The sequence below is a fragment of the Serratia plymuthica genome, from assembly GCF_018336935.1.
In the GTDB taxonomy this organism is placed as follows: Bacteria; Pseudomonadota; Gammaproteobacteria; order Enterobacterales; family Enterobacteriaceae; genus Serratia; species Serratia plymuthica_B.
Genome location: NZ_CP068771.1, coordinates 4,478,830 through 4,502,425, shown reverse-complemented (window position 1 = coordinate 4,502,425; position 23,596 = coordinate 4,478,830). Strand labels below are relative to the sequence as shown.

General features: G+C 54.4%; 20 protein-coding genes. 3 read left to right on the top strand and 17 right to left on the bottom strand.

The window, feature by feature from the left end; all coding sequences use genetic code 11:
- Positions 1-180 precede the first annotated feature (180 nt).
- Both JK621_RS20975 and JK621_RS20970 read left to right on the top strand, forming a co-directional pair.
- Positions 181-1,917 carry an ABC transporter ATP-binding protein/permease gene (locus JK621_RS20975; protein WP_212557492.1) on the top strand — a complete coding sequence of 579 codons (1,737 nt, stop codon included), beginning with the start codon at positions 181-183 and terminating at the stop codon, positions 1,915-1,917.
- Positions 1,918-2,140: 223 nt separating this feature from the next.
- Positions 2,141-3,361 (top strand): CynX/NimT family MFS transporter, encoded by a 1,221-nt coding sequence (locus JK621_RS20970; protein WP_212557491.1) that lies wholly within the window; start codon positions 2,141-2,143, stop codon positions 3,359-3,361.
- On the opposite strand, the gene JK621_RS20965 is transcribed toward JK621_RS20970, so the two are convergent.
- The 3 genes from JK621_RS20965 to JK621_RS20955 all read right to left on the bottom strand — a co-directional run bounded on the left by JK621_RS20965 (position 3,351) and on the right by JK621_RS20955 (position 5,630).
- The gene (locus JK621_RS20965; RefSeq protein WP_212557490.1) at positions 3,351-3,524 is read right to left on the bottom strand and encodes a hypothetical protein; all 174 of its coding nucleotides are present in this window, start codon (positions 3,522-3,524) and stop codon (positions 3,351-3,353) included. The genes JK621_RS20970 and JK621_RS20965 overlap by 11 nt on opposite strands.
- Positions 3,525-3,535: 11 nt before the next feature.
- On the bottom strand, positions 3,536-3,652 hold the full coding sequence (locus JK621_RS20960; protein WP_212557489.1) for a YmiA family putative membrane protein: 117 nt from the start codon (positions 3,650-3,652) through the stop codon (positions 3,536-3,538).
- 325 nt (positions 3,653-3,977) lie between these two features.
- Positions 3,978-5,630, bottom strand: coding sequence for a multidrug ABC transporter permease/ATP-binding protein (locus JK621_RS20955; protein WP_212557488.1), 1,653 nt, complete (start codon positions 5,628-5,630; stop codon positions 3,978-3,980).
- Between the two features lie 399 nt (positions 5,631-6,029).
- Between JK621_RS20955 and JK621_RS20950 the strand changes: the two genes are divergently transcribed.
- A complete protein-coding gene (locus JK621_RS20950) occupies positions 6,030-6,581 on the top strand; it encodes a tyrosine-type DNA invertase (protein ID WP_212557487.1) in 552 nt (183 codons plus the stop codon).
- Positions 6,582-6,755: 174 nt separating this feature from the next.
- Here the strand turns inward: JK621_RS20950 and JK621_RS20945 are convergent, their stop codons facing one another.
- The 14 genes from JK621_RS20945 to JK621_RS20880 all read right to left on the bottom strand — a co-directional run bounded on the left by JK621_RS20945 (position 6,756) and on the right by JK621_RS20880 (position 23,577).
- The gene (locus JK621_RS20945; RefSeq protein WP_212557486.1) at positions 6,756-7,445 is read right to left on the bottom strand and encodes a response regulator transcription factor; all 690 of its coding nucleotides are present in this window, start codon (positions 7,443-7,445) and stop codon (positions 6,756-6,758) included.
- 57 nt (positions 7,446-7,502) lie between these two features.
- Complete coding sequence (locus JK621_RS20940; RefSeq protein WP_212557485.1) at positions 7,503-8,207, bottom strand: response regulator transcription factor; 705 nt, start codon at positions 8,205-8,207, stop codon at positions 7,503-7,505.
- A 121-nt stretch (positions 8,208-8,328) separates the two neighbouring features.
- The gene (locus JK621_RS20935; protein ID WP_212557484.1) at positions 8,329-8,850 is read right to left on the bottom strand and encodes a fimbrial protein; all 522 of its coding nucleotides are present in this window, start codon (positions 8,848-8,850) and stop codon (positions 8,329-8,331) included.
- Between the two features lie 52 nt (positions 8,851-8,902).
- On the bottom strand, positions 8,903-9,955 hold the full coding sequence (locus JK621_RS20930) for a fimbrial protein (protein WP_249337103.1): 1,053 nt from the start codon (positions 9,953-9,955) through the stop codon (positions 8,903-8,905).
- Positions 9,956-9,965: 10 nt separating this feature from the next.
- On the bottom strand, positions 9,966-12,503 hold the full coding sequence (locus JK621_RS20925; protein ID WP_212557483.1) for a fimbria/pilus outer membrane usher protein: 2,538 nt from the start codon (positions 12,501-12,503) through the stop codon (positions 9,966-9,968).
- Positions 12,504-12,599: 96 nt separating this feature from the next.
- Complete coding sequence (locus tag JK621_RS20920) at positions 12,600-13,277, bottom strand: fimbrial biogenesis chaperone (protein WP_212557482.1); 678 nt, start codon at positions 13,275-13,277, stop codon at positions 12,600-12,602.
- 91 nt (positions 13,278-13,368) lie between these two features.
- Entirely contained in the window at positions 13,369-13,890 is a 522-nt protein-coding gene (locus JK621_RS20915) for a fimbrial protein (protein ID WP_212557481.1), read from the bottom strand.
- 486 nt (positions 13,891-14,376) lie between these two features.
- Positions 14,377-14,925, bottom strand: coding sequence for a tyrosine-type DNA invertase (locus JK621_RS20910; protein WP_212557480.1), 549 nt, complete (start codon positions 14,923-14,925; stop codon positions 14,377-14,379).
- Positions 14,926-15,437: 512 nt separating this feature from the next.
- Positions 15,438-15,680 (bottom strand): acyl carrier protein, encoded by a 243-nt coding sequence (locus JK621_RS20905; protein WP_212560260.1) that lies wholly within the window; start codon positions 15,678-15,680, stop codon positions 15,438-15,440.
- On the bottom strand, positions 15,680-16,957 hold the full coding sequence (locus JK621_RS20900; protein WP_212557479.1) for a beta-ketoacyl-[acyl-carrier-protein] synthase family protein: 1,278 nt from the start codon (positions 16,955-16,957) through the stop codon (positions 15,680-15,682). The genes JK621_RS20905 and JK621_RS20900 overlap by 1 nt, the downstream gene beginning before the upstream one ends.
- On the bottom strand, positions 16,950-18,344 hold the full coding sequence (locus tag JK621_RS20895) for an efflux transporter outer membrane subunit (protein WP_212557478.1): 1,395 nt from the start codon (positions 18,342-18,344) through the stop codon (positions 16,950-16,952). Before JK621_RS20895 ends, JK621_RS20900 begins: the two co-directional genes overlap by 8 nt.
- Positions 18,341-20,296: an ABC transporter permease gene (locus JK621_RS20890; RefSeq protein ID WP_212557477.1), complete on the bottom strand. Its 1,956-nt coding sequence runs from the start codon at positions 20,294-20,296 to the stop codon at positions 18,341-18,343. The genes JK621_RS20895 and JK621_RS20890 overlap by 4 nt, the downstream gene beginning before the upstream one ends.
- Positions 20,286-21,467 carry an efflux RND transporter periplasmic adaptor subunit gene (locus JK621_RS20885; protein WP_212557476.1) on the bottom strand — a complete coding sequence of 394 codons (1,182 nt, stop codon included), beginning with the start codon at positions 21,465-21,467 and terminating at the stop codon, positions 20,286-20,288. Before JK621_RS20885 ends, JK621_RS20890 begins: the two co-directional genes overlap by 11 nt.
- Positions 21,451-23,577: a peptidase domain-containing ABC transporter gene (locus JK621_RS20880; RefSeq protein WP_212557475.1), complete on the bottom strand. Its 2,127-nt coding sequence runs from the start codon at positions 23,575-23,577 to the stop codon at positions 21,451-21,453. The genes JK621_RS20885 and JK621_RS20880 overlap by 17 nt, the downstream gene beginning before the upstream one ends.
- Positions 23,578-23,596 lie beyond the last annotated feature (19 nt).

Here is a 23,596-nt window from a genome sequence, read left to right as displayed (position 1 = left end):
GTGAGTAACCGGTAATTCGGCGCCAGTATAACCCTCATGTCACCCGGCTTCACCTCTAAGGATTCATCCACAATATTTCAAACGGTTAGCCGCGTTAAAACTGCTTACATGTCACGGTTTGTTTGTTACCTGGCGGCGGCTCATGCTGATCGGAACGTAACAAACCCGACCGAGAATCCTATGAACAGCCCCCCTACGCAAAAACGCGCCGTCTGGCAGTTGATTAAACCTTTTTGGGTTTCGGAAGAAAAATGGCGAGCCTGGTCGATGCTGATCACCATCGTCGCCCTGTCGCTCGGGCTGGTATATATCAGCGTGCAGATCAATCAGTGGAACCAGGTGTTCTATGACGCGCTGCAAAACAAAAATTATCCGGTGTTCAAGGCGCAGCTGTGGCGTTTCACCTATCTGGCGCTGATCTTCATCGTACTGGCGGTGTATAAAATCTACCTGACCCAAGGCCTGCAAATGCGTTGGCGGCGCTGGATGACGGAAAAATTCATGGGTAAGTGGCTGGCGCATCAGGCCTATTACCATACCGAGCAACAACAGATCGTCGATAACCCGGACCAGCGTATCGCAGAAGATCTCAACGTCCTGACCCAGTACTCGCTGTCGCTGTCGCTCGGGCTGCTCTCCAGCCTGGTGACGCTGTTTTCCTTTGTCACCATTCTGTGGCACGTCAGCGGACCAATGACCTTTATGATTAGCCAGCACACCATTACCGTGCCCGGCTATATGTTGTGGTTCGCGCTGTTGTACGCCGGGTTGGGCTCACTGTTGATCTGGTGGGTCGGCAAGCCGCTGGTCCAGCTCGGCTTTAATCAGGAACGCTATGAAGCGAACTTCCGTTTTGGCTTGATCCGCATCCGCGAAAACAACGATGCCATCGCGCTGTACCACGGCGAACCCCGCGAGGCGCAACAGCTGGGCGATCGTTTTGAGACTATTCGCGCCAACTGGTGGTCGATCATGCGCATCACCCGGCGGCTCAATATCGCCTCCAACTTTTACAGCCAGTTCGCTATCGTTTTCCCGCTGCTGGTGGCGGCGCCGCGCTACTTTTCCGGTGCCATCCAGATGGGCGGCATGATGCAGATCGCCTCCGCGTTTGGCGAGGTGCAGGGGGCGCTGTCCTGGTTTATCGATGCCTTCAGCGATCTGGCTACCTGGAAAGCCTGCGTGAACCGTCTGGCCGGTTTTAACGCCGCGGTGGATCAGGTACACCACCAGCAACGCGGCATTCAGTTGCGGCCGGAAAGCGCCCAACCGTTGATTCTTGATAACCTCAGCCTGCAACTGCCAGACGGCCAGAGCTTGCTGGATTCAAGCTCCATGACGCTGAAACGCGGCGAACGCGTACTGGTCGTCGGCCCTTCGGGTTGCGGCAAATCAACGCTGCTGCGCGCTATCGCCGGCATCTGGCCGTACGGCTCCGGCACCATCGGGCTGGACGCCGCCAGCCGCGCATTATTCCTGCCGCAACGCAGCTATATTCCGATAGGCACGTTGCGAGAGGCACTCAGTTACCCTCACCTCGCCGCCGACTACAGCGATGAGCAACTGCTGAAAGTGCTGGAAAATTGCCGCCTGAAGCATTTGCAACGCTGGCTGGACACCGGTGCCAACTGGAGCCAGCGCCTGTCGCCGGGTGAGCAGCAGCGGTTGGCGTTTGCCCGGGCCATTTTGACCCGTCCGGATATTCTGTTCCTCGACGAAGCCACCAGCGCGCTGGACGACGAAACCGAACAACTGATGTATTGCCTGCTGGTTGATGAGTTGCCGCAGGTGACGCTGGTGAGCGTGGCGCACCGCAACAGCGTGGCCAAATATCACCAGAGTTGCTGGCGCTTTAGTCGCCCGAAAGAAAATGAACCGGCGCACATGGCGCCTGGCCCGCTGCCCGTCGCCGGCTAACGGACCGACGGTAGCCCGATGAACACGCTTATCGTTCATCGGGCATGCGGGATCGCGGAAAGGTAAATCCCGTACCCGCCGGTCAAGCGCTCCTTGTCAGGCCGCCCGTTCTTCCCTACACTTGCGCACAAATATCGGTACCCTGCTGGTACGTAAGCGTTAACGTCAATCAACGCATCATGTCATGCAGCATTGATTGGCTGCATGCTGGTGCGAGGAATTCATGCCACACTCCGCTTTATCCCCAAAATCTGCCGCCACGAAGCGCAGCCGTTTACGCTCCCCTTTATTGCTGATTGCCGGCATCATGCTGATCGCCGCCAACCTGCGCGCCGCACTGACCAGCGTGGGCCCGTTACTGGAACAGATCCAGCGACAGTTGATGCTGTCCGCCACTGCCGCCGGCTTGCTCAACTCGCTACCGTTGATGCTGTTTGCCGTCCTGTCGCCGGTGACGCCGGGACTGGCCAAAAGAATCGGCATTGAACGCACATTGGGCATGGCGCTGCTACTGCTGGTTGCAGGCATAGTACTGCGCTCTCTGACGCCAAACGGCATGCTGTGGTTAGGCAGCATATTGATCGGCGCCGCCATCGCGTTTGCCAACGTGGTGTTGCCAACGCTGGTCAAACGCGACTTCCCCAGCCGAGCCGCCGCCATGATTGCCGGCTATGCGGCGGTGATGTCTCTGGCTGCCGCTACCGCCTCCGGCCTGGCAGTGCCGCTGGCGGAACTGAAGGATCTCGGCTGGCGTTTCTCCCTGCTTTGCTGGAGCCTGCCTGCCCTGTTGGCGCTGCTGGTCTGGTTGCCGCAGTTGCGCCGCCCACCGACCGTAACGGCCAGCGACGCGCGACAGGCCCCATTGACGCCGTCACGCTCGCCGTGGGGCAGCGCGCTCGGGTGGCAGGTAGCGCTGTTTATGGGCTTACAGTCCATCACCTTCTACACCATTATCGGTTGGTTCAGCGCCTTTGCCGCCAGTCACGGCACCTCGCCGCAACAGGCGGGGTTCGAACTGTTTATCTACCAGGTGGTGGCAATCGCCGCTAACTTTGCCATGGTATTTATTCTGCCCCGAGCGCGCGATCAACGCGCAATCGCGTTGTGCAGTTCGTCGCTGATTTTTATTGGCGTCACCGGCCTGCTGTCGCTGCCAGAAAACTCGCTGATATGGCTGATTTTTGCAGGATTGGGGGCAGGAAGTTCGTTGGTGCTGGCGTTGTCATTCTTTGGCTTGCGCAGCGGGCATCAACACCAGGCCACGCAGTTGTCAGGCATGGCGCAATCGGTAGGCTATTTACTGGCGGCGCTGGGCCCAACGTTGTTCGGCGTGCTGCACGATCTGACCCAAGGTTGGCAATTGCCGCTGAGTATCCTGCTGGGCCTGACGCTGCTGCAAATGCTGTTTGGCGTTCTTGCCGGGCGTAATCGCATCATCCGCTGACGTCGTGGCGGGTGGGTAGCGCCGGTGCAGGATCCGGGGCGTCCGCCTGCCAGAGATCGTCAATAAAATCGCGCTGTGCGGCGCTCAACTGCCAGCGAGGCGGTATCCTGGCAAGACTGCGCTCTTTGGCGCTCTTGCCGTTTTTAACGCGTTTCTTGTCCATCGACATGTTTCCTAAATCATCAACAACCCATAAATCGCGGCGGCAATACCCAACCAAAATATCCCACAGCCGATAAACACGCACAGCCAAGCCTTACGTTTGATGTCCACTCCATCCTTGCTTATCACTCCGCGCCTCACCAATAGATTAAATTGATTGAATGAGTATTTTTGATATGTTTAAACAATCAATAAAATAGTGCAAAAAACGACAGCACCACACTTCACAGGACATAGGCTAACAACAACCCAACTATCAGTATCCAGGTAGTGTGACACGATAAAAAAGATCAAAATCAAACCATCAGTAAACGAATTATTATTAAAACAAATGGCTGGATTTAACCTAAATTGGCGGGTGGTTTGGCGGTAAAGGGAAATAAAGAAGAGAACTTTTGCTGAGGCCTGAGCGACTGAATCCTTAATTCAGGCCGCGTAAAGCGGCCTGAAAGGATCAGCTAATCTGCATGACCGAGTCCTTACTGGCGTGATCACGCTCGCTGCCCGACAATTCAATCAGTTGCCCATCGCGCATTTGCAACAACCGATCGGCATGCTCGAAATAATGGTCGTCATGGCTGATGGCAAATACCGTTTTGCCTAACTCACGCAGTTGCGGTAACAACTCGCGATAAAAGATGCGACGAAATTGCGGATCTTGATCCGCAGCCCATTCGTCCAGTAGCAAAATATCCCGCTGTTCCGCCACCGCCAGCAGCAAAGCCAGGCGTTTACGCTGCCCTTGCGACAGCTGCGGATTAGTCACTCTCAGGCCGTCAAATTCCAGTTTGTTTTTCATGTTCAACCGGTTAAGCCAATTTTCCACCAATTCGGCGTCAGGCTGCCGGCCATCCGGCCCCTGCAAATGGTGGAACGGATGAAAATCGGTAAAAATGGCGGAAAACAAACGGCGGTAGTCGTGCATGTCCGATGGTTCCTGCGCAACGCCGTCCAGCAGGATCTGCCCGCTGACCGGCTGATACAGACCGGTCAGTAACATCGCAAGCGTTGATTTTCCGCTGCCATTACCGCCAATCAGAAACACCAATTCCCCCCGGCGCAACGTCAGGGAGACAGGCCCAACGGCAAAACCGGCTTTCTGCTCCGTCGCACCGTGATGGAATACGATGTCGCGCAGTTCCAGCGTTTGCCAGGTTTTGGCGGCAACCGTTGGGAATGCCGGTTGATAATCGGCAAGCCGCAGGGATTTGATCTTATTGAAGGCCACTTCTGCCCCTATCAGCGTCGGGAAAGCCCCTACCGCTTGCAGCAATGGCGTGCGTAAAAATAACAGCGTCAGTGAATAGGTCGCCGCAACGGCGGTATCCGCCCAGCCCAGGCTGTTGGCCATATAGAACACCAGGCCAATGGCGCCCAGCATCATGATATTCGACCAGTTTACCGCGCTGAGATGGAAGGTATCGGCGCGAATAATATGGTAACGGTAGCCTTCAGCATCCGGCCGATAAGCCTGTTGATAGAGCGTTTTCGCGCGATCGCGGTTCAGCGCCAGTTCTTTGCGGCCGTCAATGGCAGACTGATAATGTTGGTAAAGGCGTTCTTCCGCCTCACGCACGCTGCTCAGATGACGATACACTCGCGATACCAGATACCCGCTGCCGAAAACCGTTACCGCTACCCAGACTGCGGTCACTGCCAACATCTGCGGTGAAAGCCAGCCCAGATAGGCCGCAGACCCCAGCGTCAGTATCACCCCTTGCACCAGTTCCGGCAGACGGACAAAAGCCAGCGTAATATTGCGTATGTCGCTGGCCAGGCTCGCCAATAGAGAAGCGCTGCCCAATTGCTCAATCCGTTCAATAGGGGTATCCAGGATCCGCTTCACCAGTTGGCCGCGCAGACGGAATACGAAATGATGGCCAAGCGTGGTCAGCGCCAGCTGCGATCCCAGCGTCACCGCCAGCAACAAAGCCAATAGCCCGAGGAACTCCGGCAGCACAGTCAGTGGGTTGCCCGCCGCAGCCATCAGCCGCAGATTTATAAAGGCGATGATGCCGATGCCCAGCGCCGCGCTAGCCATGGTCAACGCCATTACCGCCAGAAACGGCCAACGATACTGATGGTAAACCACCCGTAGCAACTCCATGAAAAACCCTTACCCTGCAAACTTGTGATGGCAGGCATTGTAAGCGGCGAGAGAATGATATCAATAATAATTCTCATATCACTTGCAGCGCGGGGAGAAAACATCCCCAGCCGGGCGGCATCGGATATCCGAAATATTCAATACGGATATCGGTCTGGGGAGCACTAAATTGAATTAATGGAAATATAAATGCGCACTGCCACTCAAAAATACCACCCATTCGCTCAAATGAGAGATATCAAAAACATTCACTGCAAAAATAGAAATAAAATAAATATATGGATTTACCATTAACACCGTGAAGTAATTTTATTTTCTTTGCCGTTACTCTGCGTTAAGTGCTTTAATAAAAACTGAAAATTAAAACCCCAGCCAATGTTAATAGCCTAGGTAATTAAAATGAAGAAACGGAAATTTCTCAGCCAGGTTGAAATTGAGCAACTTATTTCAGCCGTTCCTGAGGGTAAAAACAGTATTCGGGACCGTTGTTTGCTACTGATGTGTTTTATTCATGGTTTACGGGTCAGCGAACTCCGTTCATTACGTTTACAGGATATTGATCTTGCAACTAATCGGGTGCACATATTCCGGTTGAAAAATGGATTTTCCGTTCAACACCCCATACAACCCCGAGAGCGCAATGTTTTGTTGAAGTGGCTTGGCCTGAGGTCGGGCTACCTTGAAGCCGATAGCCAGTGGCTGTTTTTGTCACGCCACGGTGGGCAAATATCGCGACAACAGCTGTATCGGCTGATGCGAATGTACGGTGAAATGGCCGGCATTAGCGTTCAAGTGCATCCTCACATGCTTCGCCACTCCTGCGGCTATGCCCTGGCTGACAGAGGGATAGATACACGCCTGATCCAAGATTATTTGGGGCATAAAAACATTCAGAACACCGTAATTTATACTGCCACTAACGTGGAACGATTCAGAATTATCAATATTTGATATAAAAACAATGCTAAATAGAGACTCAATGCCCCGAGGGAGAAATACCATGAAATACATATCTTCAGGGGCATTTCATTTGAAAAATGCCGAACGCAGATTCCCCCCACGTTATCATTGCCGATGCGGTTCTTTCACTATCGCCAGAAACGCGCCGGCGCACCAACGCACGCCTTAACGTTGCGTACTTCTCTGCCACTCTCCGGCAAGCTGGCGGGTAATTTTGCCATGCAGTGAAAACAGTTCACTGTCGTTCGACACCTTCAGCTTACGCATGGCGCTGCATTTGTGCGCGCTGATGGTTTTGATGCTGCGCCGCTGCAGTTCGGCAATCTCCCGTAAACTCATACCGTTAAACAAAAAGGCCAGAACATCGCTTTCACAACGGGTCAGCTCACGCGTTATCGTCGTTTCTCTCGCGGAAGTGCGCGCCAGACAGGCACCAATCTGCGGGCTTAATACTCGCTCTCCGTTCAGCACCCGGTTGAAAAACTCCGCCACCAAAGGTAACGCATCATCCCGCGCTACAATGCTGATATTAGGTTGGCTCAATAGCAGAGCCAGCTCTTCGACACTTTGGCTGCGGGTATAGGCTACCACCCGTAAGGCCGGTAACTGAACGCACAGATCAAGCAGTATCTCCCGGCCCTGTACCTCAGTCTCGCCCACGCCATTCAATTCGGCAATCAAGACGTCGGCCTGTTGGTAGATTGCCCCATCTGCCGCCTCTCTCATACTGGTTTCCCGTACCACGATCTTTCCCCGGGTCGAGAGCGTACTCACAAAACTTGCCAATCCATCCAGCGTCAATGGGCAACGATCCATTAACGCAATATTCAACCGTTGATGACGTGAAACCTGCATATCCTGCTCCTGTCTTCCTTCGATACTGCCGCGTTAAAACGCTGCCAGTTTACGCCCCTAGCGAACAAAGGACGGGCCATTCACCGCCATCCATTTACCCTGAAGATATAGCTCGCCATCATTATGAAAACCCAGCTTTAACATAGCATTACGCTTGTGCGTACTGACGGTGCGAATATCGCGGCACAGCGTCAAAGCCACATTGGTCACGCTTTTGCCGGAAAATAGCTGAGCCAATACATCCAACTCGCGCAGCGTCAGGGGTTTCTCTGCTGCGGCTTCATGCAACCCACGCTGGCGGATGCGATGGCTAAAGCTACTGCTTCCCGCCAAAACCTGCCGTACACAATGTTCCAGTGCGACGGCAGGTTCCTGTTTCAACGTCATGCCTCGGATACCTGAAGCTATCAGTTGCCGCAACACCCTGGGCTCATCCAGCGCAGTGCATACCAGCAGCGCTGTATCAGGCGACTGCTCATGTATATCGGCGATCAGTCTCAAGCCGTCCAATACGGACTCCGACTTGCCGCATAGTTCCATAATTAACAGGCGGGGCTGATGTCGGGTTAACGTGGCCTTCAGCTCGGCAAGGCTCCTCACCAACAGGAGATTGTCCTGTTGAAAACCACAAGACTCAATCAATCGGTTACTGATCCCTAACGCAGTAATGGAACAGGGTTCCATAATGACTACTGTTCCGGCTTTTTTATCGTATGTATCCTTTGAATCCGGCATATTATTGTGTTGATAATTAGTATCCATATCATCACCTTAACTTTACTATTACGACCCCTCGTCAGCCATTCGCCTGAAAAACATCACCGAGTAATATCGGCCTTCAACATCGACAGCCGGCAATCCAGAACGCTGGCGCTATAAATGCCTACTCATAGACAAAGGCAATCTGCAGTACGCCATCAATACTGCCGGGCGTGGCGCCACCATTAACGCTGTACGCTCGGGCCCGAAGATTGAATGTGGCCTCATGCGTCAGCGGGTTGACCAACTGCGCCATGCTTTTATTGTTACCCAGATTGGCACCGCTTTGGCTTTGCAACTCGATTTGTACCCTGCGCGATGTGCCGACGCTTTTATATAAACTCGCCCCTTCTTCCGCTTCCGAACCGCTGAACGTCGCCGTCGCCGAAGTGGTGGTGGCTGGACAGTTTTTCAGCGTTAGCGGAAACTCAATCCATTCGCTGCCGGTCCCGGCTCTCCCCAAAATAGCGGCAGAAATATTGTCGCCGAGATTGACCTGAATATTGCTGTTTGCTCCATCGACAATACAGGGCGCCGCTTTGATAGTGCCGGTTATCTGTAACTTTGCCGCCGCAACCGGAAACGCCACCTGAAAAATGCCGGCAATGACCAGCGCCCGGCTTATTCCGCTCAAGCCATAAAACATAACGCTCTCCTTTTCTTTAAGGGCATGATTTCCCCCAAGGTTAAATATTCACTTATTGAATCTCTGCCTGAATGGTCGCCGTCGCATTGAATTTCCCCACCGCAGGCATCTGCCCGGTGGTATTGACCGGATACGCGCTGAACCTGGTGTTGCCACTCTGGCTGGGGTAGTTGAAATCGACGCCCAGACGCCCGTTTTGCGGCGAAACCGGATAACCGGACCGATCATTAATCCTCACCCCTATACTGCCGTTAGTGGTCTTCAACAAATCAGGCATATTGCTGTCGGCTTCCCCCCTGAATGACAGACTGATCTTGACCCCTTCGGAAATATTGCGACAGGCCAGGGTCAGTTCCTTCTGATGCGGAGTAAAATTAGGCGGCATATTTCCTTTGGTCTGGAAATCGGTAGACAGAATGTCGCCAAAATCAATCATCACCGTCTGTGGGCTGATTTCGCAATTTTGCGGCACCGTCACCACACCGTTCATCATGACCGTTGATACCGGGGTAACGCTGCTCACCCCATTGGCGACCGAGACATAGTTCTCGACCAGTCGGGTGTTGGGGATGATGGTCTGGCCGACAAAAGGTCTGCGGAAATAGAGATGAACGCGCCCCCTGGCGCCGCTGCTATAGGGCGCACTCGCACAGCTTTCACCGGGCTCCAGCTCCGTTTTTCGATTGGAAATATTGTTGAAAGGCGTCGGGATATACTGTTGCAGATTGCCGCCAATATAGACCTCGCTGGCCACTGCCAGATATTCATTCAGCACGTAATAGGTTAAAGGACCGTCTACATGATTTTGTACCGGCAGACTCGGCCGGGCGGTGACATAAGAAGCCGTGCGGTTAGTGCATTCGCACTGCACATCGTAGGTATCGCTCAGATTCCAGTTATTGCCGGAGGCATTATTGATTACCATGCCGGTGATGTTCTGTTCCGGCCTGCTCAGGGTGGGTGCAAATATAAATGAAAATTGATGAGTTCCTCCTATGGGCCTGCATTGACCAAAGGCAGCCTGTGCTTGCGGCAGGCTGAGCATAGCGGCGCAAAGAAGGCCACAAGAAATCACAACCCGTTGATTTAATTTTACTGTTTTCATCACGCACACCTTATAAACACTGCCCGTTGACCAGGCGAATCCCACCGCTCTCGGGTTGGTTGGCCAATTGATAGCTGACCTGACACCGCTGGGTTGCGTCATGGCCCCACTTAACCTGCAACTGGCCACTTTCGGGCATACCTGCCAGATAAACCTGCCCGCCGTCGCCGACGATACTCGCGTTGTGGGCTGCCCCGACCGTAGCGCCAAAAGGCACCGGGTTACCGCTGCGCGTCAACAGCGTCATCAGTACCCGCTGGCCGACGTTAGGGTTGAAACTGGCGCGCACCACTGCACCGCGGGTCGGGATCACCGTTTGGCTACTGAGTGTCATATCGACGTCATCGGCGAACGAGTCTCCGTCCAATCCAACGATATTGCGGCGATAAGGCGTCAAATAAGGCACTACCGCATAACCGCGCCAGTCGGTGCTCACCCCGGTCTGATTCAGCACCTTGGCACCCGCGGCGCCCGGCGCTTGCACCAACGCGACCGTATCGCCCAGCGGCTGGGACAGCGTGATGCCGTTTTGATGCACCAGCACGCCGCCCTGAATGCCATAGTTCACCTGCCGGCGGTGGCGGTCATAGCCATAACCCAAATTCAGTTCCGCCAGGGAGCCCTTGTAATCGGCCTGAATATTGCCGTTGGCCCCTACACCTCGCCCGGTGTAACCCTGGCTCAGGCTGTAGTTGAGGTTATTGCCCTCCAGCGCGCTGCCGCTCAAGCCGAGATTGTTGCTGGTGGCACCATTGCGGCTGCTGTTCATGTTATAGGTTGCATAACTTCCCGGTAGCCACTTGCTCAGTGGCACGCTGACGTTGAAGGCCACAATATGGTCACGGACATAGGTTCGATTACCGTTGCTGTCATACCCGTTCTGGCTGAAGGTGTAATTCAGGCCATAACTCACGCTTTCCCAATTGTTGTTGTAGCTGACGCTTGCCGACTGGGAGCGGCGGTTGTCGTTCCAGTAGTCTTCACTGAACACACTGAGCGACAACGATCCCCCCCTCTCCCACAAGCTTTGACTCAGCATCAGTTCGGCACGGCTTTTCTTGTGATCGTTATAAAGTGCCCTGCCGCCATAGCTCTCAAACGCCTCTTGCAGGGTATAAAAGCCGCGCGTGGAATAACGGTAACTGGCCAGGCTGAAGTTAGTGCCGGACTCGATAAAGTTTTTGCCGTAGCGCAGCCGCCATGATTGCCCCTGCTCTTTGGGGTGAGTTTCCTGCTTGGTCCAGGCCTGCGTCACGTCGGCGGATATTGCCCCAAGCGCCCCCAGATTTTGCCCCAAACCCAGCGACAACCCTTGATACTTGCTGGCGGCTTGCACCCCGCCATAGACCGTCGCGCCCCAGGGAAGACCATAAATACCCGTGGCCTGGCTAAAGGGATGTTCATCAACGCCGTCGCTGTAAGAACGGTACTTTCCGCTGGTCAGGCTGTACTTAAAGCGCCCCTCACGTTGCAATACCGGCACCACTGCGTAAGGCACTACAAAATTTTGTTCCTGGCCGTCGGCTTCGCGAATGCTCACGTTCAGATCGCCGCTACCGCCGGTAGGATAAAGATCGGTAATTTCAAACGCCCCCGGCGGCACATAGCTTTGGTAAATGACATACCCGTTCTGGCGGATCACAATTTGAGCGTTGCTGCGCGCTATCCCACGCACCACCGGTGAATAACCTTTCATGCTGTCCGGCAGAATTTCATCCTCCGAGGCCAATTGCCCGCCGCGGAACTGTATGCTGTCGAATACGTCGCTGGCGGTGGTGCTGTCACCCAAGGTCAAACGACTTTGCAATGCAACGATGTCACGCTGCAGGTAGGTATTAATCGAACGCCATGAGGAAACTCCGCCGCTATATTGATTCCACACGGAATAGTTACGCAGGCGCCATGCGCCCCAGTTGATGCCTGAGCGTAGGTTGAGGTAATAGCTGTTGGTGTTTTGCCCTTGGCTTTCGCGTTCCTGACCATTGGCGCCGGTGAAGTTGTAGTTGACCAGCAGCACCGGTATGCCGGCATCCCACAGTTCAGGAGGCACATAGTCGCGCGCGTTCATATTCAGCGCGGCCTGGGGAATACTCAGATTAAGTCGCAATTGGTTGAACTGAAAAGTGGTGGAAGACTGAGGTATCGTCTGCGCCAGATTGACGCAACTTTCCAAGCTGTCGATAGCGGGAAATGCGCTTACCTTTACGCCCAATTCAGTTAGCTTCGCGGCGCTCAGACAAGGCTGTAGCTTTTGTTTCCCTGCCGCATCACGCAGGAGACGAAACTCGATATCCAGAGTCTCTATCTGCTGACCGTTAAGATAAAGATCGACCCGGTAGTTACCCGGCGCCTGGCTGCTGTTTTCTTCAAAAACAGAAAGATCCGCTCCACGCAGCGCCGGGTTATCGATTTCCAGCAGGGCCGGATTAAAATAACGGCTCGCATAGGCCACGCTGGAAGAATTCAGCAACAGCAGCATTTGACAAGAAATCAGGTACGCCAAGACCGACTTAGGTTTTCGCAGACCAATACAACTCGGGTTATTCATCTTTTTAACTCCCTGTCCCGATCATTTCGCCCACCCTGAACTCTGGCGAGCCGTATCCCTGTGTCCCGTCGTCTGTACGGGGCTTAAAATAAACGGCTATATCCTGTTGGTGAAAGTCGTCCCGGTACCGCCGTAATCATTGATGATTTGCCAACTCAGGTTACCGCCGCTTCCGCTGGCGGCCGGCAATGGAAAACTGGCGGTGGCCTGAGGGGCTACCATTGTGCTGCCGGGAATCTCATGACCATTGAGCTTCAAATTGAAAAAAGTGAGGTAATAGGGTGAAGGATTATTGACCTGCAAACGGTTGTCGCTACGCTTCCATGTCAATTTCCCGGCTGCCTCTTCCAGATTGCCGGATAACCCCTGCGGACGATAAATCAGCTTGATACGGGTCTTGATCGCAATTTGCAGCGTGTTGTCTTTTTTCTCTACCGATGGGATGGCTTTCACATTCAGCCAATACAGAGATTCTTTGTCCGAGGGTAAATTGCCGCCCGCCCGCACTACGCGCAGCAGGTTATTTTGCCCGCCATCCAGCCGGAACAAGGGGGGCGTAATGATAAAAGGGGCTTTGGTGCCGTCACCTTCCTGCGCGTCGACCCAAGACTGGATCAGATAAGGCACCGCGTCCGGATTATTGATATTCAAAGCGGACTCTTTTTTGGCGCCGTCATAAATCAGGCGAGTCCCCCCCACGATCACCCCCGCCTGCGCAGGCGTCAAAAACATTGCCAACAACGCTACAATCAGCGTGAAATAACCTGCTCTCATTTTCTTGTTGCTCCGTTCGTCCATGAATAAAGAGCCAGAGAAGACTTCCTCCGGCCCAGGTCTTTAGCCGCTAAATGTCGGCTGCGCGAGCTTATGGATAAACGATCGTAAAGTTGGTGGTGGCGTCAGCTTTACCGACAGAAACGGTGCCGAAAGCATAGTAACGGGCAAAGAATTTCAGGGTGTTAGCGCCGCTTGAAACCAGAGCGTATTCGCGGGAATCACTGCCCAGATTAATCGCATTATTGCTGTCGTCCAGCAATTGAACCCCTACGCCAGTCGCCTTATCGGCAACATCGGTCAGCGCCAGCAGGCCGACCGGGCCAGGAACCCGGGTCCCGTCAAAACGCACGGTGGCTTTGGTCACGGTGCTCGGGCAATCCTTCAGTACCAGACTGAACTCTTTGCCGCCCGCAGAGCTGCCGGCACCTGTGGCAAACGCAGTTTGAGAGATCGTGCCCAGAATAACGTCCTGGTTTTGTGAAGCCGTGTCGACGGTGCAAGATTTATCGGTAATCGAGCCTTTGAAATTCACGGTGCCATCGGCGGCGAATGCAGATGCGGTAAATGCTGATGCAGTCAAAACGGCTACGGCCAGTAAATTATTTTTCATCCTACTTTCCTTAAAAGGTATGCAAAATATGCATTGATTTATTTCCGACATAACCCTATGTCACTCCTTTCATTTAGCTCAGCAGTCAAGATGTACTCTTAGACAGAAACTATTAATTGTCGTGAGCCTACCCATCCAAACGATTCATTTTGAACTAAAGTGACTCCTTTGGTTTTTTTAACTAAAATTTTATTTATCTTTAGATTTTAATTCTTACGACAGGAAACTTATTAGCCACATTAAAGAGTAAAAAACCAACCTTTCGGCAAGGGTTCTCTTTCTGGCTTAAAAATGGATAGGATGATGCCTAGGGGAGGGTAACGTGAGGAATATGATGAAATGCCTTGCATCACATTGATTTAAAATAAAAATAACAATACATTAAGAAAATGCTGATACGAGTATTGACTTTGGATTACCTCATATTTACAGTATGTTTCAGTTTAGTTCAAAGTGACTCCTTAGTCATATAAACCTAAACGTTACTTACCAAATCTCCTTAAATCTCTGAGCGTTGCTGGCCGTATATATCACGGTGTTTTGAATGTTTTTGTGCCCCAGATAATCCTGAATTAATCGGGTATCTATCCCCCTGTCTGCCAGTGCAAAACCGCACCCGTGACGCAACATATGCGGATGGGCATTTACCTCCAGCCTGGCTGCCTTGCTGTAATTACGAATCAGCCAATAAATACGTTGCCGCGACAGGCGACCACCTCGATTGGAAAGAAATAACCATTCCCCCTCAGCCCCACGGTGCTCTTTACGCTTTTCCAGCCACCGCCGCAGGCATTGCCTTTCGCGCAAATATAATGGGTGAACGGTGGAAAAACCGTTTTTCAAGCGGTGAACATAAATATTCCCCCCTTCCAGGTCGATATCCGACAAACGCCAACCACCAATTTCGCTCGCGCGACAACCATGAATAAAACACATGTAAATCAAACAATAATCGCGTTCTGGATTCTTCCCTTGCAGCGTAACCTCAAGCATTCTTTCCACTTCGGAAGGCGTCAGGTGTTTACGATTGGACATGCTACCTCTATAACTTGATCAGAAAAATGTGGCTGTCATTTTCCTTTTACATCACCACAATGGATACCCGGAGCGCACCCCGGTTTACGGATAGGTTCCTGCATCCTGCGCGGAGTATAGCGGATTTAATTGTTGTGAACAGTCCAACGCCAGGCCGACCGACGAAGTATTCTCAGAAGGAAATCGAGACGGAAACCAATATAAAAAAAGTAAAAAACCAACGTTTTTAACGTATAGAAATGATCATGGACACCTAAAAAAACAAATATAAAAACTCTAATCAATCGATTTTAATCGTGTGGGAAATGATTATTCAAATGAAATTAAGGTTATTCCTAAACACAAACCACATCAAAACTGAATCACCACATACTTATTAGAATACAGTTTCCATTTATCTGAATTTATTATATTTATTTCAATGAGGTGCTAAAGATGGCATTGAGGCAAGTCGTCGCATAGGGTATTCAATCAGGCCCTGAGATAATTCGCCAGAGCCTGATGTCAATAGCCTATTGCATGGACATATAATGGCACAGTTCCCCTAATGTCATATCCGGCTGCTCGAGAAACATTTCCGCACTTAGCGAAATACCGAACTCTCGTCTCGCCAAAAGTATCAGTTCCACATAATCCAGACTGTCCAGGCCCAACTGCTGGAGCGGCACATCCGCAGACAGAGAGGTTAGCCTCAACTCCCTGGCCTCATACAGCATCGTGCAAATCCTTTCATACAGGATTTGATACTTTTCCATCATAGCTCCTTGTCCTCAATATCGTGCTTGCCGAATACCAGTACCGCGTTCGCCCCGCCAAAGCCAAAGCTGAGGTTCATGACATTCCTCAAACGCCCGTGGCGGTGTCCTTCAGGGATATAGTCGAGATCGCAGGCCGGATCTGCTTCATTCAAATGGCAGGTAGCCGGCATTATCTGCTGCTGCAATGCCAACAGGCAGATAATGGACTCAAAGCTGCCGGAGGCTGCAATCAGATGGCCGGTGTAAGATTTGGTGCTCGAAATCGGGGTTTGGTAGGCATCCTGACCCAAAGCCAGTTTAATCGCTTCCGTTTCGTTCAGATCATTGAGCAGCGTTGAGGTCCCATGCGCGTTGATATAATCGACCTCGTGATTGCGCAGGCCCGCCTGATCCAGTGCCTGGCATATGCTTTTCACCCTCGCCTGTTTATCTTCCGCCGGTGCGGTAAGATCAAAGGCATCCGAACAATTACCGTAGCCTTTGATTTCGCCCAATATCGCCGCACCACGCGCCAGAGCGGCATCACGCTCTTCCAGGCACAGTACCGCCGCCCCCTCCGCCAGTACAAAGCCATTGCGATCACGGCTGAACGGACAGCTGGCTTTGGTGACATCATGCTGTTCCTGAGCCAACACGCGCAACACATCGATATTCCAGAGTGCACCATTACCGCTCAGCGATTCCGCAGCGCCAGCCAGCATCACTGAGGCCCGGCCGCTGCGAATAACCTCAAACGCGTCGCCAATGGCGATACTGCCGGTAGCGCAAGCCGCCGCAGGTGAATTCTGATATCCCCTCAAAAGCCAGCGCTGGCTGCAGATCGCCGTCGCAATGTTGGGCATCGAGTGGAAGGCACCGAACAGTTGCCCCAATCCGGAACGCAAATAATCCGCATTGCTAAGTAATATTTCGTCCTGCCCACCCCATCCGCTGCCGATAATAACGCCGCAGTCCAGCGAAGGGTAAAAATGAGCCGGCCCAACCGAGGCCGAGGAGAATGCCATTTCGACCGCCTCCGTCGCCGCTGCCAACGCCAACCGGGCAAAACGCGGCAACCGCCGGCGAGTGGACTGAGAGATCCCATCCAGAGGCGGCTCTTGGTCCATCAGCGCAAAAAAGCGCGAGCGTATTCCCGCCGCCGACTTATCATGATAGCGATACGCCAGACGATATTCCATGATGGCCTGCCAGTTTTGCTGCACATTCATGCCCAGGGCAGTCACCGCACCATAGCCGGTGACTACCACCCGCTTCGGATGTATTTCCTTATCCATGCCGATCCCCTTTTTCTTTATCATCGCCGGATGCCACGCCGCCCAAAGCCAACCAAAGCTGCATGGTGGCGTTCAGATAACGGTACTGCAGCTCCGACAACGTATTTTCGCCGGACAGCAGCGCGTCCTGAGCATCCAGCAGTGTCTGCAGCGACACGGCACCAGACCGATACTGGCGCTGCGCTAAAAGCACCCCTTGCCGGCTCATCGCCAGCAGCTCTCGCTGATTGCCGATTTGCCGCTGCGCATCCAGACGCTGCTCCATAGCGTTATCCACATCTGCCAGGGCGCGATAGGCAGCATCACGAAACTGAATCTCCGCCTGCTGTGCCTGTAGCAACGCTTTTTCACCGGTCAGCCGCATCTTGCGCCACTCGATAAACGGCAACGTCAACGCGCCGCCCACCGTCCCCGTCGGATCGCCGAACCATTGCCTGAATACCTGGCTACCGGCGTCCAGAGCGGCAGACAGACTCAGTGCCGGATAGAAACTTAGCCTGGCCACTTCCGCTCCCGCCAACGCTGCTCGCAATCGGCGCTCTGCCGCCTGCACGTCGGGCCGCTGCGCAATCACCGCCACCGGCTGACGTTGAACAATCGCCACGCTTTCGATTGCCAGCGACTGCCGCTCCCAACGCCGCATCAACGGCGATTGGCCAAACAGCAGTGCCAGCGAATTGCGCGCATCCTCCCGCTGCCGGCGTAGATCGCTCAGTTGATTTCCCCGCTCCAGCACCCTTTGCCCGGCCTGCAACAGCTCAAATTGCCCGATGTCACCCGCGGCATGACGCGCCTTCACCAGTTGCAAGGTGTCTTGGGCGATCGTTAACGCAGCCTGTTGATTGCTGCTTTGCCGGTTTAGATTGGCTATCTGCCAATACAAACGGGCGCTGGAGCCGATCAGCACCAGCGCCGTGTTTTGCCGATCCAGCTCAGAGGCATTGGCCTGCCATTCCGCCTGTTCGCGAGCCCGCGCCAGTTTGCCCCATAAATCCAGTTCATAGCTCAGGGACAACGTGCCCCGATAACTCTCTTGCCGCACGGCGTTGCGTAATGCCTTACTGTGGCTACCGCTCAGGCTTGCCGTCAGATCCGGAGTCAGATTGCCGCTCACCAGCCCGGCATCCAGCAGAGCCATGCGCAATTGCAATCCGGCCAGCGCCAGGTCCTGATTGCTTGCCAGTACGCTGCCGATCAGCGCCGACAACTGGGGATCGTTAAAATTATCCCACCATGTCGCATCTCCACGCACCGCGCCGGCACTCTCGTCGTTAACGCGCCATTGTTGCGGTAGCGCAATCTGTTGCCGTGCTCCCACGCCCGGCGATCGCTGGCCACAGCCGCCGTTCAGCAGCATCACCAGAGCCAAAATTAAAAATCTGTTCATTCGCGCGCCAGCGCCTCTACAGGTTGCAAACGCGCTGCGGTACGCGCGGGGAAGAGGCCAAACCCAACGCCAATCAACGCTGAAAAACCGCAGGCGAGCAGCAATGGCGGCCAGGTGAACACCATGACCATCTGGGGTGCCAGCCAGGCGAGCGCCAGGCTGGCCAATGCAGAACAGGCAATACCCAACGCGCCACCCAAGCTGCAAATCACCACTGCTTCAACCAGAAACTGACGCTGGATGTCCTTTTCTCTGGCACCGACCGCCAGTCTGATGCCTATTTCATGGGTTCGTTCGGTAACCGATACCAGCATAATGTTCATCACGCCTACCCCCCCTACCAGCAGTGAAATGCCGGCAATGGCGGTAATCAGCCAGGTCATGGAGTCAGATGCACTCTGTATGGCCTTTGTCATCTGATCGTCGGTAAGCGTGAAGAAATCCCGTCGTCCATGTTCCAACATCAGACGTTGCGTCACGTCGCGCTGAGCATTCGTCAAGGAGAGTCCTTCACTCACCCGCAGCACGATCGACTCCAGCGGCGTATCGCCCGCAATACGACCTTTCAGGGAGGTATAAGGCAGCCAGGCAAGCGGCTGGGCACCGGCATAGTTGGCCCCCTTGCGCTCAGCCACGCCGATCACCCGATGGGGGATACCCGCTAACTGAACAACCTCGCCTGCGGGATCCTGTTGGGGGGAAAACAGTGCCTGCCTGAGCTGCGTATCGATAATCGCCACCGGCTCGCGCTCGTCCAGATCCTGCGGAGTAAAGATGCTGCCGGAAATCAGACGGATACCTTGCGTACGGAAATAACCGCTGCCTACGCCCATCACGGGAAGCTGTACCTGCTTCCCCTCCCGAACGGCCAACACCTGAGCGCTGGCAACAGGAGAGACGCTGTCGACGTAAGGTAATGTCGACAACAGCGTGACGTCCCGCAGGCTCAGTGAACGCTCGAAATCCGGCCGGGTTTTCTCCCATCCGAGACCCGGCCTAATTTCAAGGGTACTGGTGCCAAGCCGGCTTATTTCATCAAGAATATTTCGCCTGGCCCCTTCACCGATGGCGATCGAAGAAACCACCGCAGCGATACCGATGATAATACCCAGCATCGACAGTAGCGCCCGCACCCGATGCCCCAGCAAGGAACGCCACGCCATACGGATCGCCCCGCTCAATGCCGGCCCCAAATGCGCCCTGCCAAGCGGTGTAGGCAGAGTCGGTGGCGATTTACCGGCCAAGACCGGCCGCGCGCTCTTTCGATGATCGCCGACGATCTCCCCGTCACCAATCTCAATGATCCGTTGCGCCTGTTCGGCAATCTGACGATCGTGCGTCACCACGACAATGGTATGTCCGGCGGCATGCAACTCATGCAGGATACCCATCAATTCCTGACCGCTGACGCTGTCCAAAGCGCCGGTGGGCTCATCCGCCAGGATGATCTCCGCGCCGTTCATCAGTGCTCGGGCAATGCTCACTCGCTGCTGCTGCCCGCCGGAAATCTGGGCCGGGCGATGTTCAGTTCGCGCAAACAGCCCCAGACGGGCCAGCAGATGCCGCGCCCGCCGCCGACGCTCGGCGGCCGGCATGGCGGTATACAGCGCAGGGATCGCCACGTTTTCGCTGGCCGTCAGATAGGGCACCAGATGGTAACGCTGGAAAATAAAGCCGATATGGCGACTGCGTAACTGCGCCAACCGATCGCCGTCGGCCTGCTGAATCGCCACATCGTTGATACGCACCGAACCCTGAGTGGGCTGGTCCAGGCAGCCGATAATATTCATCAGCGTCGATTTTCCGGAACCGGAGGCGCCGACGATCGCCACCATTTCGCCGCGATCGATACGCAACGAAACCTGATTCAATACCCTTATCCTTTGCTCGCCGGCAATAAAATCACGGGAAACATTCTCCAGAACAATGACTGCGGCTGCGTTAGTGGTCATGGTTCTCCCCCGCATCTGCCTGCGGCGCCAGCAGCACCCACTCCCCTTCGCTCAGGCCCTGCACAACTTCAGCGTAACGACGATCGTGAATACCAATGAGCACCCGACGCGCCAGAACCTGCTTTCCCTGCCGTACCTGTACCAAATACCGATCGGTTCCCTGCGGTTCGCCAAGCGCCGCCATCGGCACCCGCACGACGCCCGTTGCACGGTCGGTAATAATAAACACCTGCGCCGTCATGGCGGTGCGTAGCCGACGATCGCCATTGGCGATGGCAAAAACGCCGTTGTAATACACTGCCGACGCCTGTTGGCTCAGATTTCTGCCCAGAGGATCCGCCTCCAGCGCTTCGGCCGGCGCCTGCTGTATAACCCCCATGGCACTGTCAAAGCGCCGTTTGGGATCGGCCGCAACGTAGAACCACAGCGGCTGCCCGGTACGCACCTTAAGGATGTCGGTTTCCGATATTCGCGTATGCACCATCATGGTATCTACGTTGGCCAGTACCAAAATGGTCGGCGCACTCTGCGAAGACACGATGGTTTGCCCTTCCTGAGTCACTATGCCCAGCACTTCTCCGTCAATCGGTGCCACGATGCGAGTGAAGGCCAGGTTGGCCTTGGCGGTTTCCAGCGCCATTTCCGCCTGGATGATTTGCGCCTCATTCACCTTGAGTTGAGCCAGTTGAGCATCCCGCTGCGCTCTGGCCTTCTCCAAATCGCTGGGCACCCCGGCGCGATCGCGATGCAGCGCGGTCTGGCGTATCAATTCCAGCCGATACTGCGTCAGTTGCGCCTCGCTCGCCAGTTTCTGCGCCTGCGCGCTTTGCAGCTCAGCTTGTGATTTACGGAGTTCGTTATGCTGCAAGGTCGGATCTATTTCAGCCAGCAACTGCCCCTGAACAACGCGATCGCCTTGTTTGACATACAGTTTTTTCAACTGCCCATTAACCTGTGCGCCGACGTTGACCTGCTGAACCGGTTTCAAAATGCCGGTGGCCAATACGTTTTTCTCTATGTCGCCGCGATCGATGCGTACCGCAGCCGGCAGCTCGACCGCAGTCGGCCGGCTGAGCAGCGCCAACATTCCGGCAATCGGTACCAAAATGGCTATCGCAATAACCAGACGCACAACCGTTTTTTTCCGCGGCATCTTACTCAACCGCCGCATGATGCTTCAACGCCGCCTCAGCACAAGCCACGGCTTCCAATCGCCCCTCAGTCATGTGCAAAACCCGATCAAACAAAGGGAGCAACCGCCGATTATGGGTCACGGTGATCAGCGTCTTGCAATGCTCCCGACAATGCGCCAGCAAGGCAGCCACCACCTGGCTGGCAGTCTCTTCATCCAGATTCGCCGTCGGTTCGTCCAGTACCAGTACCGGGTTATTGCTGTACATCGCCCGCGCCAACAGCAGACGCTGCCTCTGCCCCAGCGACAAACCGGCATGGCTCTCGCGCACCAGTGCATTCACGCCTCCCGGCAGCTTCGCTACCGCCGCAGCCAAACCCAGCACGCGCAGCACCTGCTCTACTCGAACCAACTGGCCCGGGACCGATGGCGCAAACAACGTAATGTTCTGCAGCACCGAGGCGTTGAATAAAATATCCTCCTGGCTTTGCAGGAAAAACAATCCCTGCGCCGCACTGCTCTCTATCGGCTGACCATCCAACTCCATCTGACCCTGCTGCGGCGTCAGCAAGCAGGAAATGACTTTCAGCAAAGTGCTCTTGCCGGCACCGGAACCGCCGGTAATGGCGATACACTCCCCGCGCGTCAACGCCAACGACATATCGCGCAGAACCGGCTGGCCGGCATCATAGGCGAAGGTCAGCGAGCTGTAGCGCAGCCGGGCGTTAAAATCCTTTAACTGGCAGGTACTGCGTCCTGCGCCGGCGGGGGGCGTGGGGAACAGATCGCGCGCACGCTCATCGATTACATGCAGTTGGTTTTTGTGCAGGACGGAAAAAAAGATCTTGCTGGTATAAGAAGTGAAAATCTCACGGATAAAGCTGTAGGCAAAAAACGCCCCCAGGCCAAGCGCACCACTTTTCAGCAGCGGCAGTGCCAACAGCATGAAAAGCACCATCTCCAGGCTGCCGATCAGTTGGTAAATACTGCCTTTCACCTGTTCATAGACCTTTTGCCGCTGCAGACAGGTAAACAGTGAAAGGGCGTGAGCGGCGAATCCTTCTCGCCGCTGGCCGGCAAGCCCGGCGGATTTGATGGTTGAAAACCCCTGGATGGTCTCCAGAATAAAGTCATTTTGCGCTGCGCCTTTCCCCTGTAACTGCTGGGTATAGTGACGATCGCGATAAACGGCCCAGATGCTGACCATGCCCATTAGCAACATGCCGGCCACCGGAACCAGTGCCAACATCGGGTTCAGATAACACATCGCCACCAGCGCAATCGCACCGATAATCCAGTCGGTGCGCAGGCTGTTATCCAGCTCTATCTTTTGCCCGGCGGCCATTTGCCAACTGACAAAACGGCTAAAAATTTCGCCAGGAGCGCGTTTATTAAAGAAATTCAATGAATTATCAAGTAAACGGGAGAAACCGGCCGCACTGTGCAACAGCACGAAATTCTTGATGAAACGCTCGATAACCATCCGAGCCGCCAGCGCCAGAACGGTGGAAACTACGAACGCCAGCAGATAATAGAAATAGGGGAAGTCCGTTTCTCCCGCAGTGGAAAATACCTGATTAACCGCATTGCCAACCATCACCGGCATGATGAATAACGTCAGCGAGATAAAGAACGTCATTGCCGCCAGACGGTAAATGCCGGCGATAGCGGCGGTATCTTTCATGCTCAGGCTGGAAAAAATGTGCCAACGCCCGCTCCGCTTGACGTGGGTAGCGGCGACCGGCGCGTTATCGCGATCCAACACCAGCGCGTATCCGCTGATTTCCGCTTTCAAAGCATCGAACGGCAAAAGTTGCTGACCCAGCGCCGGATTCATTACGCACACATAGTCGCCCTGCCGATAAGCCAGCAGCACATAGTGACCGGCACCGTAATGCAGGATCGCCGGCAAAGGCAACGCCGCCAGATCCTGATGCTCAAACGCGACCGGATAGGTGGGCACGGTCAGCTCCGACAGAATTTCGCACAGCGCCGCCAGCGAAGTACCGTGCTGAGAAGCCGGATAACGATCCCGCAGCTCCGTCAGTGGCGCGCTGATCCCTTGGGTTTCCGCCAACATAGCGATGCAGGCCAATCCGCACTCGTTGATTTCACTTTGAAAGACCGGCGTTGGAATAATATTTCCCATGCTTTTTCTACATCCCTGA

What these genes read in the sequence shown, in the direction of transcription:
- JK621_RS20975 (WP_212557492.1), top strand. Translation starts at nt 181, where the DNA reads ATGAACAGCCCCCCTACGCAAAAACGCGCCGTCTGGCAGTTGATTAAA.
- JK621_RS20970 (WP_212557491.1), top strand. Translation starts at nt 2,141, where the DNA reads ATGCCACACTCCGCTTTATCCCCAAAATCTGCCGCCACGAAGCGCAGC.
- JK621_RS20965 (WP_212557490.1), bottom strand. Translation starts at nt 3,524, where the DNA reads ATGGACAAGAAACGCGTTAAAAACGGCAAGAGCGCCAAAGAGCGCAGT.
- JK621_RS20955 (WP_212557488.1), bottom strand. Translation starts at nt 5,630, where the DNA reads ATGGAGTTGCTACGGGTGGTTTACCATCAGTATCGTTGGCCGTTTCTG.
- JK621_RS20950 (WP_212557487.1), top strand. Translation starts at nt 6,030, where the DNA reads ATGAAGAAACGGAAATTTCTCAGCCAGGTTGAAATTGAGCAACTTATT.
- JK621_RS20945 (WP_212557486.1), bottom strand. Translation starts at nt 7,445, where the DNA reads ATGCAGGTTTCACGTCATCAACGGTTGAATATTGCGTTAATGGATCGT.
- JK621_RS20940 (WP_212557485.1), bottom strand. Translation starts at nt 8,207, where the DNA reads ATGGATACTAATTATCAACACAATAATATGCCGGATTCAAAGGATACA.
- JK621_RS20935 (WP_212557484.1), bottom strand. Translation starts at nt 8,850, where the DNA reads ATGTTTTATGGCTTGAGCGGAATAAGCCGGGCGCTGGTCATTGCCGGC.
- JK621_RS20930 (WP_249337103.1), bottom strand. Translation starts at nt 9,955, where the DNA reads ATGAAAACAGTAAAATTAAATCAACGGGTTGTGATTTCTTGTGGCCTT.
- JK621_RS20925 (WP_212557483.1), bottom strand. Translation starts at nt 12,503, where the DNA reads ATGAATAACCCGAGTTGTATTGGTCTGCGAAAACCTAAGTCGGTCTTG.
- JK621_RS20920 (WP_212557482.1), bottom strand. Translation starts at nt 13,277, where the DNA reads ATGAGAGCAGGTTATTTCACGCTGATTGTAGCGTTGTTGGCAATGTTT.
- JK621_RS20915 (WP_212557481.1), bottom strand. Translation starts at nt 13,890, where the DNA reads ATGAAAAATAATTTACTGGCCGTAGCCGTTTTGACTGCATCAGCATTT.
- JK621_RS20910 (WP_212557480.1), bottom strand. Translation starts at nt 14,925, where the DNA reads ATGTCCAATCGTAAACACCTGACGCCTTCCGAAGTGGAAAGAATGCTT.
- JK621_RS20905 (WP_212560260.1), bottom strand. Translation starts at nt 15,680, where the DNA reads ATGGAAAAGTATCAAATCCTGTATGAAAGGATTTGCACGATGCTGTAT.
- JK621_RS20900 (WP_212557479.1), bottom strand. Translation starts at nt 16,957, where the DNA reads ATGGATAAGGAAATACATCCGAAGCGGGTGGTAGTCACCGGCTATGGT.
- JK621_RS20895 (WP_212557478.1), bottom strand. Translation starts at nt 18,344, where the DNA reads ATGAACAGATTTTTAATTTTGGCTCTGGTGATGCTGCTGAACGGCGGC.
- JK621_RS20890 (WP_212557477.1), bottom strand. Translation starts at nt 20,296, where the DNA reads ATGACCACTAACGCAGCCGCAGTCATTGTTCTGGAGAATGTTTCCCGT.
- JK621_RS20885 (WP_212557476.1), bottom strand. Translation starts at nt 21,467, where the DNA reads ATGCGGCGGTTGAGTAAGATGCCGCGGAAAAAAACGGTTGTGCGTCTG.
- JK621_RS20880 (WP_212557475.1), bottom strand. Translation starts at nt 23,577, where the DNA reads ATGGGAAATATTATTCCAACGCCGGTCTTTCAAAGTGAAATCAACGAG.